The organism is Rhizobium sp. BK008 (assembly GCF_014197345.1).
Lineage (GTDB): Bacteria > Pseudomonadota > Alphaproteobacteria > Rhizobiales > Rhizobiaceae > Rhizobium > Rhizobium anhuiense.
This window is the reverse complement of record NZ_JACIFK010000001.1, coordinates 480,488-496,226: the sequence shown is the minus strand read 5'-3', so window position 1 is coordinate 496,226 and position 15,739 is coordinate 480,488. Positions and strand designations below refer to the sequence as shown.

Sequence of the window (15,739 nt, the reverse complement as noted above, 5' to 3'; positions counted from 1 at the left end):
GACGAGCGGATACAAGGAGTGAAGGACAGAAAAATGGTTGAAAAGGTACCGATGACACAGGGTGGTTTCGTCAAGCTGCAGGAAGAGCTGCGCTGGCGTCAGCAGGAGGAGCGCCCCCGAATCATCGAGGCGATCGCCGAAGCCCGTGCTCATGGCGACCTTTCCGAAAACGCCGAATATCACGCCGCCAAGGAAGCCCAGAGCCATAATGAAGGCCGCATCAGCGAACTGGAAGACCTGACGGCGCGTGCCGAGGTCATCGACCTCACGAAGATGTCGGGCGACAAGATCAAGTTCGGCGCCAAGGTGAAGCTCGTCGACGAGGACACCGAGGAAGAAAAGACTTATCAGATCGTTGGCGACCAGGAAGCCGACGTCAAGGCCGGCCGCATCTCCATCTCTTCGCCGATCGCCCGTGCGCTGATCGGCAAGGAAGTCGGCGACTCCATCGAGGTCAATGCGCCGGGCGGCTCCAAGGCCTACGAAATCCTCCAGGTTTCCTGGGGCTGATCGCCCGCCAGCCGCGAGACCTATCCCTTGCCCGATATGCGTGACGTCGAGATCATCGCGCCCAATTTCAAGCGCCGGCTCTCCGGCGTCACGTCGACCATTGTTCAGCTCATTCCCTGCCAGATCCGGCTCGGCATAAAGATCGCAACCCTTGGCCCCGGCCTGCCGGAAGGCCTGCCGAAACTGAGGTGGCGCCAGCTTCTTGGCCTCTGGCGCCCGCCGGCACGCCGGCGCCAGCGTGTCTGGCACGCGCGCCGCAACAACGAGATGGCCGTCGGCATCCTGCTTCGCCATCTCATGCGCATGCCGCTGAAGCTGCTCTTCACCTCGGCTGCCCAACGCCGCCACACCGCCTATACGAAATGGCTGATCCGCCGCATGGACGCCGTCATCGCGACCAGCGACCGTTCCGGCTCGTTCCTCGAGGTGCCGCACACGGTCATCCAGCACGGCGTCGACCTTGCCCTCTTTCATCCGCCGGAAACGGCAGAGGACGGCATCGCCGCCACCGGCCTGCCCGGACGCCATCTTATCGGCTGTTTCGGCCGCGTGCGCCACCAGAAGGGCACCGATCTTTTCGTCAAAGCGATGATCGAACTGCTGCCGCAGAATCCGGAATGGACAGCGATCGTCTCCGGCCGCGTGACGGCGGAGCATGCGGCATTCGGTGACAAGCTCAAGGCCGATGTCGCCGCCGCCGGGCTTAGCGACCGTATCCTCTTTCTCGGCGAAGTGCCCGATATCAAGATCTGGTATCGCCGCCTGACGCTTTACGTCGCGCCCTCCCGCAACGAGGGCTTCGGCCTGACGCCGCTTGAAGCCATGGCTTCGCGCACCGCGGTGGTGGCATCCGATGCGGGCGCCTACGCCGAGCTCATCGTTGAGGGCGAGACGGGTTCGGTCGTTGCCGCCGGCGATGGCGAGGCGCTGACGCGGGCAATCGCGCCCTATATCACCGATCCCGCCTTGGCGATTGCGCATGGCGAAAATGCGCTGCGGCATGTCAGGGCGAATTTCGCGCTGGAGAAGGAAGCAGGCGCGATCGCCGCCGTTTACAACAGCCTGCTCGGCGACAACCGCGGCTGAAGCAGAAAAGAGAAACGGCCCGCTGAAGAACGGGCCGCTGCAGGATTTTCAAGACTGTGAACGTCCTGGCCGATTACTCGGCCGGCTGGAGCCCGGCAGCCGGAGCGTCCTCGCTTGTCTGGCCGTCCAGCGCCGCGGCCAGCTGCGCCGTATCCAGCTCATTTTCCCAGCGTGCCACGACGATCGTTGCAACCGCATTGCCGACAAGGTTGGTCAGCGCCCGGCATTCCGACATGAAACGATCGATGCCGAGGATGAGCGCCATGCCGGCGACCGGTACGGAGGGGACGACGGAGAGCGTCGCTGCCAGGGTGATGAAGCCGGCGCCGGTGATGCCTGCGGCACCCTTGGAGCTCAGCATCGCCACCAGGAGCAGCAGGATCTGGTCACCCCAGGAGAGATGGATGCCGGTTGCCTGGGCAATGAAGAGTGCAGCCAGCGTCATGTAGATGTTGGTGCCGTCGAGATTGAAGGAATAGCCTGTGGGGATGACGAGGCCGACGACCGAGCGCTTGCAGCCGGCCTTTTCCATCTTGTTCATCAGGCCCGGAAGCGCCGCCTCCGAAGACGAGGTGCCGAGAACCAGCAGCAGCTCTTCCTTGATGTAGCGCAACAGCGCCACGATCGAGAAGCCGTTGTAGCGGGCGACGGCGCCGAGAACGATGAAGACGAAGAGCAGAGAGGTGACGTAGAAGGTGCCGATCAGCATGGCGAGGTTGGCGATCGATCCGACGCCGTACTTGCCGATGGTGAATGCCATGGCGCCGAAGGCGCCGATCGGGGCAGCCTTCATGAGGATGGCGACGAGCTTGAAGACGGGAGCCGTCAGGGAATTCAGGAAATTGACGACCTGCTCGCCCTTTTCGCCGACCATGGCGAGCGCGATGCCGAAGAGCACCGAGAAGAACAGGACCTGCAGAATATCGCCATCGGCAAAGGCGCCGACAATCGTCGTCGGGATGATATTGGTGAGGAAGCCGACGATGCTCTGCTCATGCGCCTTGGCGGCAAAGGTGGCGACGGCGGCCGGATCCAGCGAGGCCGGATCGATGTTCATGCCGGCGCCAGGCTGGACGACGTTGGCGACGATCAGGCCGATGATGAGCGCCAATGTCGAGAAGGTCAGGAAGTACAGCATCGCCTTGCCGGCGACACGGCCAACCTTCTGCAGATCGCTCATGCCGGCAATGCCGGTCGCGACGGTCAGGAAGATGACCGGGGCGATGATCATCTTGACGAGCTTGATGAAGGCATCGCCGAGCGGCTTCAGCTGGGTGCCGAGTTCGGGGGAGAAATGGCCGAGAAGGATACCCGCAGCAATGGCCACGAGAACCTGAACGTAAAGATGGCTATAAAAGGGCTTCTTGCCCTTGCTGCCTGCGACTGCATCGAGTGGTGCTGCGATCATGATGTCCTCCTAATGGCTCGCCCGGAACGAACTCCGGCCTCCCGAGCCGTTCGCTTCAAATCCAACAGCTCAGCCGTTGTTGCCATCTCCTTCGCAATCACCGTGCCAGTTTCACGCCGACCAACCAACAGATTGAATTTATTAATGAAAAATTTACGGGGCTGCTGACAGCTAATTAAGCAATGCGGAAATCCGCACAAATCCATTTGCGTTTCGTGCAGAAAAATGCACAAATCCGCCATGTCCGTGTCGCCGAAATTGTGGCCTTCCCTGCCCCTGCAGCACCGCATCCACCGGATGTGGTGGACCTATGCCGTGTTCGCCCTCCTCGCCGTCGTCGCAAGCCTCTGGGCTGGCGGCGAGATCGGCCGGCACCGGGCGGAGGCCGCCCTTGAGGAACAGGCCCGCATGGATGCGAGACTGAATGCGGCTTTGCTGCGCACGGTTCTCGAAAAATACCGGGCGCTTCCCTTCGTTCTGTCGCAGGACGCAGCACTCGCCGCGGCGCTGGCCGGAAAGGATGCCGGCGCGTTCGAGCGGCTCAGTCAGAAGCTGGAAAATTTGGCGGCGGGCACGAAGGCCGCCGTCATCTATGTCATCGACAAGGACGGCATGGCGGTTTCGGCCAGCAACTGGCGCGAACCGACGAGCTTCGTCGGCAATGACTACCGCTTCCGCGAGTATTTCCAAGGGGCAGTCGAACGAGGACAGGCCGAGCACTTCGCACTTGGCACGGTCAGCAAGAAGCCGGGCCTCTATATCTCCCAGCGGATTTCGGGCAGCAATGGCCTGCTGGGTGTCGTCGTGGTCAAGGTCGAATTCGACGACGTCGAGGCGGATTGGAATGCCTCGGGCACCCCGTCCTATGTCGTTGACGAGCGCGGCATCGTCCTCATCACCAGTCTTCCATCATGGCGGTTCATGACGATCGGCCGGATCGCCGAAGACCGGCTGACTGCGATCCGCGAAAGCCTTCAATTCGGCGCTGCGCCGCTTCAGCCCCTGCCGCTCGATCTTATCAGGAACCTCGGGGACGGCCTTGACGTCGTTGAGATCGTCATGCCCGGCGATGCCGGAAAAACCAGGTTTCTCGATGTCGGGATGCCGGTTCCGGCCACCGGATGGCAGCTGCAGCATCTCGTGACGCTCGGGCCGTCCGTCGATGCGGGAATTCGCGAAGCCCGCATGCTGGCCTTGCTCATCCTCTTGCCGCTGTTGGCCGCAGCAGCCTTCCTGTTGCGCCGCCGGCATGCGATCACCCTGCGGATATCCAGAGAACAGCAGGCGCGGGAGGAACTGGAACGGCGGGTAGTCGAGCGGACGCTGGATCTCAGCCAGGCGCGGGACCGGCTGCAGGCCGAAATCATCGGCCATAAGAGCACAGAGCAGAAGCTGCAGGCGGTGCAGCAGGATCTGGTGCAGGCCAACCGGCTGGCCATCCTGGGCCAGGTGGCGGCCGGCGTCGCTCATGAGATCAATCAGCCGGTGGCGACCATCCGTGCCTATGCAGACAATGCCCGCACCTTCCTCGATCGCGGCCAGGCGGCGCCAGCCGGCGAAAATCTCGAAAGCATTGCGGCGCTGACGGAGCGCATAGGTGCGATCACCGAAGAGCTGAAGACCTTTGCCCGCAAAGGCCGAGGCAGCGCCGAACCGACAGGATTGAAGGACGTCATCGAGGGTGCTGTGATGCTGTTGCGCAGCCGGTTTGCCGGGCGAATGGATTTGCTCGACATCGACTTGCCGCCGCCTGAGCTGCAGGTGATGGGAAACCGGATCCGTCTCGAACAGGTGCTGATCAACTTGCTTCAGAATGCCCTGGAGGCGGTGGCGCCGAAGGCCGGAGAGGGCCGCGTCGAGGTCAGAACGTCAGCCGATGCGGAGATGATAACGGTGACGGTCGCCGACAACGGCCCCGGCATTCCGCCTGACATTCGCAAAGGCCTGTTCACCCCGTTCAACACCTCGAAAGAGAGCGGTCTCGGTCTCGGGCTGGTCATCTCCAAGGATATCGTCGGCGATTACGGCGGCCGGATGGAGGTCGTCAGCGACAGCGGGGGAAGCCGCTTCATCGTTCATCTGAGGAAGGCTTGAGCTCATGGACACACTGAGCCCCGTTGCGCTGATCGACGACGACAAGGATTTGCGCCGCGCCACCGCCCAGACGCTCGAACTCGCCGGTTTCACCGTGTCCGCCTATGACGGGGCGAAAGCCGCATTGGCGGACCTGCCGGCCGACTTCGCCGGCCCCGTCGTCACCGATATCCGCATGCCGGAGATCGATGGACTGCAACTCTTCGCCACGCTGCAGGGCATGGATGCCGACCTGCCGGTGATCCTGATGACCGGCCACGGCGATATTCCGATGGCCGTTCAGGCGATCCAGGACGGCGCCTATGATTTCATCGCCAAACCCTTCGCGGCCGATCGGCTCGTCCAAAGCGTGCGTCGCGCCAGCGAGAAGCGGCGGCTTGTTCTGGAGAACCGCATGCTGCGCAAAGCAGCCGAGGATGCGCAGGAGAACTTGCCGCTGATCGGCCAGACGCCTGTCATGGAAAACTTGAGAAACATTCTTCGCCATATCGCCGATACCGATGTGGACGTGCTGGTCGCCGGCGAAACGGGCAGCGGCAAGGAAGTGGTTGCCCAGATCCTGCATCAGTGGAGCCACCGCCGGAAGGGCAATTTCGTGGCGCTCAACTGTGGCGCTCTGCCCGAAACCGTCATCGAAAGCGAACTGTTCGGCCACGAAGCCGGCGCCTTTACCGGCGCTCAGAAGCGCCGCACGGGCCGCATCGAACATGCAAGCGGCGGCACGCTTTTCCTCGACGAGATCGAGAGCATGCCGGCCGCCACGCAGGTCAAGATGCTGCGAGTGCTGGAGATGCGCGAGATCACGCCGCTCGGCACCAACGAGGTGCGCCCGGTCGATCTTCGCGTTGTCGCGGCTGCCAAGATCGACCTCGGGGATCCCTCGGTGCGCGGCGATTTTCGCGAGGATCTCTATTACAGGCTGAATGTTGTGACGATCTCCATTCCGCCGCTGCGAGAACGCCGCGACGATATTCCGCTGCTGTTCTCCCATTTCGCCGCCCGTGCCGCGGAGCGGTTTCGCCGCGAGGTCCCGCCGCTTTCGCCCGGTGTGCGGCAGCATCTCGCCTCGCATACATGGCCCGGCAATGTCCGCGAACTCTCGCATTATGCCGAACGCGTGGTGCTTGGTGTGGAAGGCGGTGGAGCGGCAGTGGTCCCTGCGCAGCCGGCGGGCTCCACGCTTCCCGAACGACTGGAACGCTACGAGGCGGAGATCATCCGCGACACGCTGTCGGCCAATGACGGCGACGTGCGCCGCACCATCGAAGCGCTCGGTATTCCGAGAAAGACGTTCTACGACAAGCTCCAGCGCCACGGCATCAACCGGGGCGGCTATATCTCGCGCAAGTAATGGACGGGAGCAATTGGGAGTCTAGACTTCCACCAGTCCCAGCTTCTTCACCTGCCGGATCGTCAGCATGGTGCGCACGGTATCGACATGTTCGTTCGCCGTCAGCACCTCGATGACGAAATCCTGGAAGCGGGTGAGGTTCTCCGCCACGCAATGCAGCAGGAAATCGCTGTCGCCGGAGACCATCCACGCCTGGCGCACCAGCGGCCATTCGGTGGTGGCGGCGGCAAAGGCCTTGAGATTGCCTTCCGACTGGTGCTTGAGGCCAACCATGCAGAAAGCGACGAGGTCGAAGCCGAGCTTCGGGCTGTTCAGCATCGCGTGATAGCCCTCGATGATGCCGGCTTCCTCGAGCTTGCGCACCCGGCGCAGGCAGGGCGGCGCCGAGATGCCGACGCGATCGGCGAGCTCCACATTGGTCATGCGGCCGTCGGCCTGCAGCTCCCGGAGTATCTTTATGTCGATGACGTCGAGTTCGGCGCGACCCACATCATTGCCTTTCTTTAATTCTCCGCGGGGAGCTTCTATATAAAGCGGCGGAATACGCAAGAATGTTTCACGCCGATGACGGATTCTTGCACATCCTGGCGATTTGCCTTGTTGGTAACGCAAGGCTGCCCTTGAATAAAAGCATTGGACGTTCATAAATGGCCCATGGACCGCGAAACGGCCGCAATCACCACTTAGCCGCCGCCCTCCTGCCAGTCGAAAGGAAATGACATGCCCGCCCGCCATACCAAGGTGCTCATCATCGGTTCCGGACCCGCAGGCTATACTGCCGCGGTCTATGCCGCGCGCGCCATGCTGAAACCGGTTTTGATCGCCGGTCTCGAACAGGGCGGCCAGCTGATGATCACCACCGATGTGGAGAATTATCCGGGCTTTGCCGATCCGATCCAGGGTCCCTGGCTGATGGAACAGATGCTGCAGCAGGCAAAACATGTCGGCGCCGAGATCGTCAACGATCTCGTGACCGAAGTCGACATGAACCAGCGTCCCTTCGTCGCCCGCACCGACAGCGGCCAGGTCTGGACCGCGGATACACTGATCATCGCCACCGGCGCCAAGGCCAAATGGCTCGGCATCGAGAGCGAACAGCATTTCCAGGGATTCGGCGTTTCGGCTTGCGCCACCTGCGACGGCTTCTTCTATCGCAACAAGGATGTGATCGTTGTCGGCGGCGGCAACAGCGCCGTCGAAGAGGCGCTCTATCTCTCCAACATCGCCAAGTCGGTCACCGTAGTGCACCGCCGCGATTTCTTCCGGGCCGAGAAGATCCTGCAGGAGCGTCTGTTCTCCAAGGACAATGTCAAGGTGCTGTGGAACACCGAAGTGGCAGAGATCACCGGCACGCCGGCCAAGCCGCCGATGCCGCAATCCGTATCCGGCGCCCGCCTGCGCGACACGCGTACCGGGGCGATCACCGAGGTTACGATCGACGGCGTCTTCGTCGCCATCGGCCACGCGCCGGCAACCGAGCTCTTCAAGGACAAACTGAAGCTGAAGGACAATGGCTATCTCTGGACCGCACCGGATTCGACCGCGACCAGCCTGGAGGGGGTGTATGCTGCGGGCGACGTGACCGACGACACGTTCCGCCAGGCGATCACCGCCGCCGGCCTGGGCTGCATGGCAGCACTGGAAGCCGAGCGATATCTGACGGGCCACATGCCCGTCGCCGTGGCCGCGGAGTAAGATCGGCATGAGGGGTGGGGGAATGCCATTGGATTGGGACAAGCTGCGTATTTTCCACGCAGCTGCCGAGGCGGGTTCGTTCACGCATGCGGCGGATAAACTGCATCTGTCCCAATCCGCCATCAGCCGCCAGGTAAGCGCGCTGGAGCAGGATGTCGGCACCAAGCTGTTTCACCGCCATGCGCGCGGCCTGATTCTGACGGAGCAGGGCGAACTGCTTTATCGCACCGCCCACGACGTGCTGCTGAAGCTCGAAACCGTGAAGATGCAGCTCACCGAGACGACCGAGACGCCGTCCGGCAAGCTGCGCGTCACGACGACGGTCGGTCTCGGCCAGGGCTGGCTGACCGACAAGATCCAGGAATTCCTGCAGCTCTATCCCGATGTGCAGATCCAGCTGATCCTCGACAACGAGGAAGTGGATGTGAACATGCGCCATGCCGACTGCGCGATTCGCCTGCGCCAGCCGCAGCAATCCGACCTCATCCAGCGCAAGCTCTTCACCGTGCACATGCACGTCTATGCGGCTCCGTCCTATATCAACCGCCATGGCGAGCCGCAGAAGATCGAGGATCTCGACAATCACCGCATCATCACCTTCGGCGAGCCGGCGCCGAGCTACCTGCTCGACGTCAACTGGCTGGAGGTCGCTGGCCGCTCGTCCGACAACAAGCGCATCCCGCATCTGCAGATCAACAGCCAGACCTCGATCAAGCGAGCCGCCCTGCTCGGCATCGGCGTCGCCTGCCTGCCGGATTACATCGTCGGTCGCGACCCCGGCCTGATTCAGCTGGCGATCAATGCCGACGTCCCCTCCTTCGATACGTATTTCTGCTATCCCGATGAAATCAAGAACGCCGCCAAGCTGAAGGCCTTCCGCGATTTCATCGTCAGCAAGGCTAGAAACTGGAACTTTTAAGCCCGATTTTGTCGACGTTTTGCATACTATGCAGAAGGCGCATGACTGGCATGCACAAATGAGGGTTGCCGTTTGCCCATTAAACCACCATATCGCACATAGCTGATGCACATGGTGGCTTTTCCTCCCAGTTCCACCGCATTAGCTGTTCCCCTCTGGAGGTTTTTGACCTTCACACTTATAAGGGCCCTGGTTTTCCAGTGGCCCTCTTTTTTTGCCTTGCTTGCCCAGGGAAATGCCGCACCGCAAAAAAATTGTGCGGCGCATAGCAGACATGCACAAAAAAGCATTGAAACCTGCTCAAGGAAGCACCATATCCATCTCAGCTGATGCATCTTGTGGTTTCTCTCCCAGTACCACCGCATTAGCTGTTCCCCTCTGGAGGTTTTTGACCTTCACAATTACAAGGGCCCTGGTTTTCCGGTGGCCCTCTTTTTTTGCCCAAAAATTGCGCACCCACTAAAAGCCGCCACCTCACGCCTCCGTGATTTGCATATCGAGTTCCGACGATCAATATATCGGTCAAACACGATTTATAGTTCGGCGAACGACGATGGACAAAGACGAGATTATCAAGGCACTCGCTCATCCCGCCCGGATGGACATTCTGAACTGGCTGAAAAACCCCGAACAACATTTCCCCTCGCAGGAGCACCCTTTCGAAATGGGTGTCTGCGCCAGTCAGTTCGAGCGCTGCGGCCTGTCGCAGTCGACGGTCTCGGCTCATCTCGGGACGCTGCATCGCGCCGGCCTCGTCACCACCAAACGCGTCGGCCAGTGGATCTTCTACAAGCGAAACGAAGAAACGATCGCCGCTTTTCTCAAGCAACTGACGCAGGACCTTTAGAATGCCCCTCGCCCTCCTCGTTCTCGCCTTGAGCTCGTTTGCGATAGGCACCACCGAATTCGTCATCATGGGTTTGCTGCCTGAGGTCGCCGCCGATCTGTCGGTGACGATCCCGCAGGCCGGATGGCTGGTAACCGGTTATGCGCTGGCGGTCGCGATCGGCGCACCCGTGATGGCCGTTTCGACTGCGAAGCTGAAGCGCCGCACCGCCCTGATTGCGCTGATGGCCTTCTTCATCGCCGGCAACCTGCTGTGCGCTCTGGCGAGCGGCTACTGGGTGCTGATGATCGCCCGCATCGTGACCGCGCTTTGCCACGGCGCCTTCTTCGGCATCGGCTCGGTCGTCGCCGCCGGACTGGTCGCCGAAGACCGCAAGGCTCGCGCCGTCGCGCTGATGTTCACCGGCCTGACGCTTGCCAATGTTCTCGGCGTGCCGCTCGGCACCGCGATCGGCCAGGCCTATGGCTGGCGCGCCACCTTCGGTGTCGTCACCGTCATCGGCATCGTCACTATATCAGGCCTGATCGCCATTTTGCCGAGGGACAAGCAGCAGGAAAACAGCAGCATCCTGCGCGAGATCGCGGCACTCCGGAATGGCGGCCTGTGGCTGGCGCTCTCCACCACCGTCTTCTTCGCCGCCTCGATGTTCGCCCTCTTCACCTATATCGCGCCGCTGCTGCGCGACGTCACCGGCGTGTCGCCCGAAGGCGTCACCTGGACGCTGTTCCTGATCGGCCTCGGGCTGACCGTCGGCAACCTCGTCGGCGGCAAGCTTGCCGACTGGCGGCTCGGCGCGACGCTTGCCGGCGTCTTTGCCGCGATCGCCATCACCTCGATCGCCTTCAGCTATACGAGCCGCTTCTTCATCCCGGCCGAAATCACCCTCTTCCTTTGGGCACTGGCAAGCTTTGCCGCCGTGCCGGCGCTTCAGGTCGGCGTCGTCGGCTTCGGCAAGGACGCCCCGAATCTTGTTTCGACGATCAACATCGGCGCCTTCAACACCGGCAATGCGCTCGGCGCCTGGGTCGGCGGCCTGGTCATCGACGCGGGCTTCGATCTCACCCGCGTTCCACTCGCCGCAGCCTTGATGGCCCTAATCGGCCTCGGCGCGACGGTGCTCACCTACCTCTCCGCCAGGGGCCGAGCCGCCCTCGCTCCTGCCGAGTGATCCTCCCGCAAAAGAAAGGACCATCATGGCCAAGCTTTTCGAACCCACGAAAGTCGGCGACATCCCCGTCAAGAACCGCATCGTCATGGCGCCGCTGACCCGCAACCGCTCGCCGGGCGCAATCCCCAACGACCTCAACGTCGAATATTACCGCCAGCGCGCCAGCGCCGGCCTGATCATCACCGAAGCGACAGCCATCACACATCAAGGCCAGGGTTATGCCAATGTGCCGGGTCTCTATACCAAGGAGGCTCTCGACGGCTGGAAGCGCGTCACCGACGCGGTCCATGCTGCTGGCGGCAAGATCGTCGTGCAGATGTGGCATGTCGGACGCATCTCGCACACGACGCTGCAGCCGAACGACGGCAAGCCGGTTTCCTCGACCAACCGCGTCGCCAAGGCCAAGACCTATCTGGTCAATGCCGACGGCACCGGCAGCTTCGCCGACACCTCCGAGCCGCGCGCGCTTGAAACCGCCGAAATTCCCGGCATTATCGAGGATTACCGCAAGGCCGCCCGGGCCGCGATCGATGCCGGCTTCGATGGTGTCGAGATCCACGGCGCCAACGGCTACCTGCTCGACCAGTTCATCCGCGACGGCGTCAACGACCGTAGCGATGCATATGGCGGCTCGATCGAAAACCGTGCCCGCCTGACCTTCGAAGTCGTCGATGCCGTGGTCAAGGAAATCGGCGCCGGCCGCACCGCGATCCGTATCTCGCCGGTGACGCCGTCCGGCGAAAGCTACGATTCCAATCCGCAGGCGACCTTTACACACATCGTCGAAGGCCTGGCCAAATACGACCTCGCCTATCTCCATGTCATCGAAGGCCAGACCGGCGGCGACCGTGACTACAAGCAGGGCGATAATCCCTCCTTCGACTATAAGGCGCTGCGCCAGGCCTATGAAAAGGTCGGCGGCAAGGCCAATTGGATGGTCAATAACGGCTATGACCGCGATCTGGCGATCGACGCCGCCGAAAGCGGCCGCGCCGATCTCGTCGCCTTCGGCAAGCCCTTCATCGCCAATCCCGATCTCGTCGAACGGCTGGCAAAGAACCTGCCGCTCAATACGCCCGATCAAGCGACGTTCTACGGCGGCACCGGCAAGGGCTATATCGACTATCCTATCCTCGAAAAGGTCGCCTGAGCCTTTGCAATGCGAACCGCGAAATCCCGCCGAAAGGCGGGATTTCCATTTTCGATGCATCTTTGTAGCGTGTCGCCATGTTCGATTCTTATCTCCATCGCTGGTCGCTCATACAAGACGGCGAGCCGATCATCACCCATTCGAGCCTGTTGCTGCCGGTCCTCTGGCAGGATGGGCCCGCCATGTTGAAAGTGGCTGCCGATATCGACGAGCGATATGGCGCACTGCTGATGCAATGGTGGGATGGTGACGGCGCAGCCTATGTCTTCGCCCGTGAGGACGACGCCGTGCTGCTGGAAAGGGCGATGGGGAAACGCTCGCTGCTTGCCATGGCGATGAATGGTGAGGACGACGAGGCAAGCCGCATTCTCTGTCAGACAGCGGCACGGCTGCATGCGCCGCGCGAAAAACCGCTTCCCGATCCCGTGCCCCTCACCCGCTGGTTCCGCGATCTGGAGCCGGCAGCAGCCAAGCATGGCGGCACGCTTGCCGATTGTTCGGCGATCGCCAACGCCCTCCTTGCCGATCCGCGTGACGTCGCCATCCTTCACGGCGACATCCACCACGGCAATATCCTCGATTTCGAGTCGCGCGGCTGGCTGGCGATCGATCCGAAGCGGCTCCACGGCGAACGCGGCTTCGATTTCGCCAACATCTTCGCCAATGAGGAATTGCCAACGATCACCGATCCGGCTCGCTTCCGCCGCCAGCTCGCAGTCGTCTCAGCAGCGGCTGGGCTCGAGCCGAAACGGCTGCTGCAATGGATATCTGCCTATTCCGGCCTTTCCGCCGCCTGGTTCCTCGGCGATCCGAACATCGAGCAGGCAGAAAAAGCCCTGACGGTCGCCCGGATTGCGCTGGCCGAACTTCGGACCTAACGCATCTTTTCAGGCGAATGCCCGATAAAGGCGGTCGTCATGTCGCGATGCGGTTCAGGCAGGCAGCCAAGCGCCGCGAGCGAAGCCCTGACGGCCTCGTCGATCGGCGTCTGCGGCTCCCTTCCGAGCTCGGCCGTGAGCCTGGTGTTCCGCATCCGCGCCGGCACCTTCCAGAGATAACGCATCTCCTTGATCTCCCGCATCACAGGAACGAAGGGTGCTGCCAGCGGCACGATCCACCAGGGAAAGCCGGCGATCTTCGCCTTGCCGCCGGCGACGCGCTTGATCGCTTCGGCCATCTGCATGCCGTCCGCATCCCAGAAGCCCTCCATATGATAGACGGCGAAAGGCGGCAGCCGATCGGCCCGCTCGACGAGCTGGGCGATGGTTTCCGCCATGTCGGGCAGATAGGCCCATTGATGGCCGATGCCGCGCCGTGCGGGATTCCTGATCGTGCCGACCGGCTTACCGGGGGTTACGAGGCCAGACGAAAACCAGCTGTTACCAGTCGTGCCCGGACCGAAGAAATCCCCCGCCCTGACGATGATGACGCCGGCACCGGACTGCGAGGCGGCCTTCAGCTGCTTCTCCATGTCGACGCGGATCGCCCCTTTCTTCGTCACCGGATGCTGCGGGCTTTCCTCCGTCGGCGCCGGCAAGGCATCGGGGCCGAAATTATAGACGTTGCCCGGCAGCACAATGCGCGCGCCGACGGCGCGGGCGGCGGCGATTGTATTGTCCAGCATCGGCAGCACCAGCTTTTCCCAGTCGCGGTAGCCGGGCGGATTGACGGCGTGGACGATCAGGCCGACGCCTTCAGCCGCCCTCAGCACGTCACCGGCATTCATCGCATCGCCCTGCAGCCATTCGAAAGCCGGCTCGCGCCTCGACGCCTTGGCTGCATCACGGTTGAGCGCCCGGATGCGCCAGCCGCGCCCAAGCAGCTTGCGGGCAACCGCGCCGCCGATACCGCCGGTCGCGCCCAGGACGAGGGCCGTCATCTGCATTTCGCTGTTCATGACACTCATCTCCTTCGGTTGGATGAGAGGATCATGCCATCAGCAAGACATAAACAAAATTGACGAAATAGTTGCATCTGCTATACAGAAATATATGAACGTTGAACCAAGCTGGGATTTCTACCGCAGTTTCCTGACCGTGCTCCAGCAGGGATCGCTTTCAGCCGCCGCCCGAGAACTGGGGCTGACCCAGCCGACCATAGGCCGCCATGTCGATGCACTGGAACTGGCGATCGGCGCCGAACTCTTCACCCGCTCGCCGAATGGATTGCTGCCGACCGACGCCGCACTGGCGCTCAAGCCCTATGCCGAAACACTGGCGGCAACCGCTGCCGCCCTGTTGCGCACCGCATCCGGTGAGCGCGAACGCGTGGCTGGAACGGTCAGGGTCAGCGCCAGCGAAGTCATCGCCGTCGAGGTGCTGCCTGGGATTCTCGGACCGCTGCAGGAGACCTATCCCGACCTCCAGATCGAGCTCTCGGCTTCCGATATCATCGAGGACCTGGTGAACCGCGAGGCCGACATCGCCGTGCGCATGGCCGAGCCGCAGCAGGATGCGCTCCTCGTGCGCCGCATCGGCGATATCCCGCTCGGCTTTCACGCCCATCGCCGCTATCTCAGCCGATACGGCATTCCGCAAACCTTGGCTGACCTCGCAAACCACCGGCTGATCGGCTTCGACCGGCAGACGGCCTATGTACGCATGGTGATGAAACGCTATGCGGTGCCCGGCATCGAATTCTCCTACAGGACCGACAGCAACCTTGCCCAGCTTTCCGCAATCCGCGCCGGCGTCGGCATTGGCATCTGCCAGACCGGGCTTGCGCGGGAAAATCCTGACCTGGTGCACATCCTGCCCGATGCCTTCAAAATCCCGCTCGGTACGTGGGTGGCGATGCATGCGAGCCTGAAGACCTCGCCGCGCTGCCGCGCCACGTTCGACGCCCTGGTCAACGGTCTGCAGGACTATTACCGATATTCGACCAGCGCATAAGTGCGAAAATCGGAATCGATTTTCGGAAAGAATCATGCGCAAATTTCAAAGCAATAGGCTCCTTGGCACGTCCTGTGGGACGGGCGCTCCGGCGGGAAGGGAAAATGACGACGCACAACCCGGTTGAACTCGTGCCCCACGATCCGCAATGGCCCCAAGCCTTCCGGCGCATCCGCGACAGGTTGCTGGGCTTGCTGCCGCAGGCGCTCTCCATCGATCACATCGGCAGCACGTCCATACCCGGCATGACCGCCAAGCCGCTTATCGATATCGACATCATCCTTCCCGGCCTCGGGCATATCGAAGGCGCCACCCGCGTGCTTCTGGCAGAAGGCTACGAGCCGCGCGGCAACCGCTATCACGACGATGTCTGGGCGTTTTTGTCGAGAGGTTCAGTGCCGGCGGAGCGGGTCTATCTTTGCCCGCCCGGCAACAGCACCCATCGAAACAGGCTGGCTTTCCGGGATTATCTCATCGCGCATCCGCAAGCGGCGGCGGAGTATGCCGCGCTCAAACGCAGGCTGGCAGCCGAATTCAGGATGGACGGCGATCGCTATACCGCGCATAAGCGTGAATTCGTCGACGCGATCGTCGCGCGGGCATTGACGGGCAATCGGTAA

General features: G+C 62.2%; 15 protein-coding genes. 12 read left to right on the top strand and 3 right to left on the bottom strand.

What is annotated here, in order from left to right:
- Positions 1-33 precede the first annotated feature (33 nt).
- Both greA and FHT69_RS02300 read left to right on the top strand, forming a co-directional pair.
- Entirely contained in the window at positions 34-510 is a 477-nt protein-coding gene (greA, locus tag FHT69_RS02305) for a transcription elongation factor GreA (RefSeq protein ID WP_017965278.1), read from the top strand.
- Positions 511-537: 27 nt separating this feature from the next.
- Positions 538-1,596 (top strand): glycosyltransferase family 4 protein, encoded by a 1,059-nt coding sequence (locus tag FHT69_RS02300; protein ID WP_082849685.1) that lies wholly within the window; start codon positions 538-540, stop codon positions 1,594-1,596.
- Between the two features lie 73 nt (positions 1,597-1,669).
- On the opposite strand, the gene FHT69_RS02295 is transcribed toward FHT69_RS02300, so the two are convergent.
- Complete coding sequence (locus FHT69_RS02295) at positions 1,670-3,004, bottom strand: dicarboxylate/amino acid:cation symporter (RefSeq protein ID WP_183904861.1); 1,335 nt, start codon at positions 3,002-3,004, stop codon at positions 1,670-1,672.
- Between the two features lie 225 nt (positions 3,005-3,229).
- On the opposite strand from FHT69_RS02295, the gene FHT69_RS02290 reads away from it, so the two are divergent.
- Both FHT69_RS02290 and FHT69_RS02285 read left to right on the top strand, forming a co-directional pair.
- Positions 3,230-5,098 carry an ATP-binding protein gene (locus FHT69_RS02290; protein ID WP_047611122.1) on the top strand — a complete coding sequence of 623 codons (1,869 nt, stop codon included), beginning with the start codon at positions 3,230-3,232 and terminating at the stop codon, positions 5,096-5,098.
- A gap of 4 nt (positions 5,099-5,102) precedes the next feature.
- Positions 5,103-6,449, top strand: a complete 1,347-nt coding sequence (locus FHT69_RS02285) for a sigma-54-dependent transcriptional regulator (RefSeq protein ID WP_047611123.1) — start codon at positions 5,103-5,105, stop codon at positions 6,447-6,449.
- 21 nt (positions 6,450-6,470) lie between these two features.
- Here the strand turns inward: FHT69_RS02285 and FHT69_RS02280 are convergent, their stop codons facing one another.
- Complete coding sequence (locus FHT69_RS02280) at positions 6,471-6,938, bottom strand: Lrp/AsnC family transcriptional regulator (RefSeq protein ID WP_017994786.1); 468 nt, start codon at positions 6,936-6,938, stop codon at positions 6,471-6,473.
- A 231-nt stretch (positions 6,939-7,169) separates the two neighbouring features.
- On the opposite strand from FHT69_RS02280, the gene trxB reads away from it, so the two are divergent.
- From trxB to FHT69_RS02250, 6 genes are all read left to right on the top strand, one after another.
- Positions 7,170-8,144 (top strand): thioredoxin-disulfide reductase, encoded by a 975-nt coding sequence (gene trxB / locus FHT69_RS02275; RefSeq protein WP_028758411.1) that lies wholly within the window; start codon positions 7,170-7,172, stop codon positions 8,142-8,144.
- Between the two features lie 22 nt (positions 8,145-8,166).
- Positions 8,167-9,063, top strand: coding sequence for a LysR family transcriptional regulator VtlR (locus tag FHT69_RS02270; RefSeq protein ID WP_003581089.1), 897 nt, complete (start codon positions 8,167-8,169; stop codon positions 9,061-9,063).
- A gap of 553 nt (positions 9,064-9,616) precedes the next feature.
- Positions 9,617-9,910 carry an ArsR/SmtB family transcription factor gene (locus tag FHT69_RS02265; RefSeq protein WP_028758410.1) on the top strand — a complete coding sequence of 98 codons (294 nt, stop codon included), beginning with the start codon at positions 9,617-9,619 and terminating at the stop codon, positions 9,908-9,910.
- Between the two features lies 1 nt (position 9,911).
- Complete coding sequence (locus FHT69_RS02260) at positions 9,912-11,078, top strand: MFS transporter (protein ID WP_127430190.1); 1,167 nt, start codon at positions 9,912-9,914, stop codon at positions 11,076-11,078.
- A 25-nt stretch (positions 11,079-11,103) separates the two neighbouring features.
- Positions 11,104-12,228, top strand: coding sequence for an alkene reductase (locus FHT69_RS02255; RefSeq protein WP_127430189.1), 1,125 nt, complete (start codon positions 11,104-11,106; stop codon positions 12,226-12,228).
- A 77-nt stretch (positions 12,229-12,305) separates the two neighbouring features.
- Positions 12,306-13,106 carry an aminoglycoside phosphotransferase family protein gene (locus FHT69_RS02250; protein ID WP_127430188.1) on the top strand — a complete coding sequence of 267 codons (801 nt, stop codon included), beginning with the start codon at positions 12,306-12,308 and terminating at the stop codon, positions 13,104-13,106.
- Here FHT69_RS02250 and FHT69_RS02245 read toward each other — a convergent pair.
- The gene (locus tag FHT69_RS02245; RefSeq protein ID WP_047611139.1) at positions 13,103-14,125 is read right to left on the bottom strand and encodes an NAD(P)H-binding protein; all 1,023 of its coding nucleotides are present in this window, start codon (positions 14,123-14,125) and stop codon (positions 13,103-13,105) included. The genes FHT69_RS02250 and FHT69_RS02245 overlap by 4 nt on opposite strands.
- 94 nt (positions 14,126-14,219) lie before the next feature.
- Between FHT69_RS02245 and FHT69_RS02240 the strand changes: the two genes are divergently transcribed.
- Both FHT69_RS02240 and FHT69_RS02235 read left to right on the top strand, forming a co-directional pair.
- Positions 14,220-15,119, top strand: a complete 900-nt coding sequence (locus FHT69_RS02240; RefSeq protein WP_183904860.1) for a LysR family transcriptional regulator — start codon at positions 14,220-14,222, stop codon at positions 15,117-15,119.
- A 104-nt stretch (positions 15,120-15,223) separates the two neighbouring features.
- Positions 15,224-15,739, top strand: a complete 516-nt coding sequence (locus FHT69_RS02235; RefSeq protein WP_183904859.1) for a GrpB family protein — start codon at positions 15,224-15,226, stop codon at positions 15,737-15,739.

Coding starts and splice junctions, on each gene's coding strand:
- FHT69_RS02290 (WP_047611122.1), top strand. CDS start 3,230: ATGCACAAATCCGCCATGTCCGTGTCGCCGAAATTGTGGCCTTCCCTG.
- FHT69_RS02255 (WP_127430189.1), top strand. CDS start 11,104: ATGGCCAAGCTTTTCGAACCCACGAAAGTCGGCGACATCCCCGTCAAG.
- FHT69_RS02235 (WP_183904859.1), top strand. CDS start 15,224: ATGACGACGCACAACCCGGTTGAACTCGTGCCCCACGATCCGCAATGG.
- FHT69_RS02295 (WP_183904861.1), bottom strand. CDS start 3,004: ATGATCGCAGCACCACTCGATGCAGTCGCAGGCAGCAAGGGCAAGAAG.
- FHT69_RS02270 (WP_003581089.1), top strand. CDS start 8,167: ATGCCATTGGATTGGGACAAGCTGCGTATTTTCCACGCAGCTGCCGAG.
- FHT69_RS02285 (WP_047611123.1), top strand. CDS start 5,103: ATGGACACACTGAGCCCCGTTGCGCTGATCGACGACGACAAGGATTTG.
- FHT69_RS02260 (WP_127430190.1), top strand. CDS start 9,912: ATGCCCCTCGCCCTCCTCGTTCTCGCCTTGAGCTCGTTTGCGATAGGC.
- FHT69_RS02250 (WP_127430188.1), top strand. CDS start 12,306: ATGTTCGATTCTTATCTCCATCGCTGGTCGCTCATACAAGACGGCGAG.
- FHT69_RS02240 (WP_183904860.1), top strand. CDS start 14,220: ATGAACGTTGAACCAAGCTGGGATTTCTACCGCAGTTTCCTGACCGTG.
- trxB (WP_028758411.1), top strand. CDS start 7,170: ATGCCCGCCCGCCATACCAAGGTGCTCATCATCGGTTCCGGACCCGCA.
- greA (WP_017965278.1), top strand. CDS start 34: ATGGTTGAAAAGGTACCGATGACACAGGGTGGTTTCGTCAAGCTGCAG.
- FHT69_RS02245 (WP_047611139.1), bottom strand. CDS start 14,125: ATGAACAGCGAAATGCAGATGACGGCCCTCGTCCTGGGCGCGACCGGC.
- FHT69_RS02265 (WP_028758410.1), top strand. CDS start 9,617: ATGGACAAAGACGAGATTATCAAGGCACTCGCTCATCCCGCCCGGATG.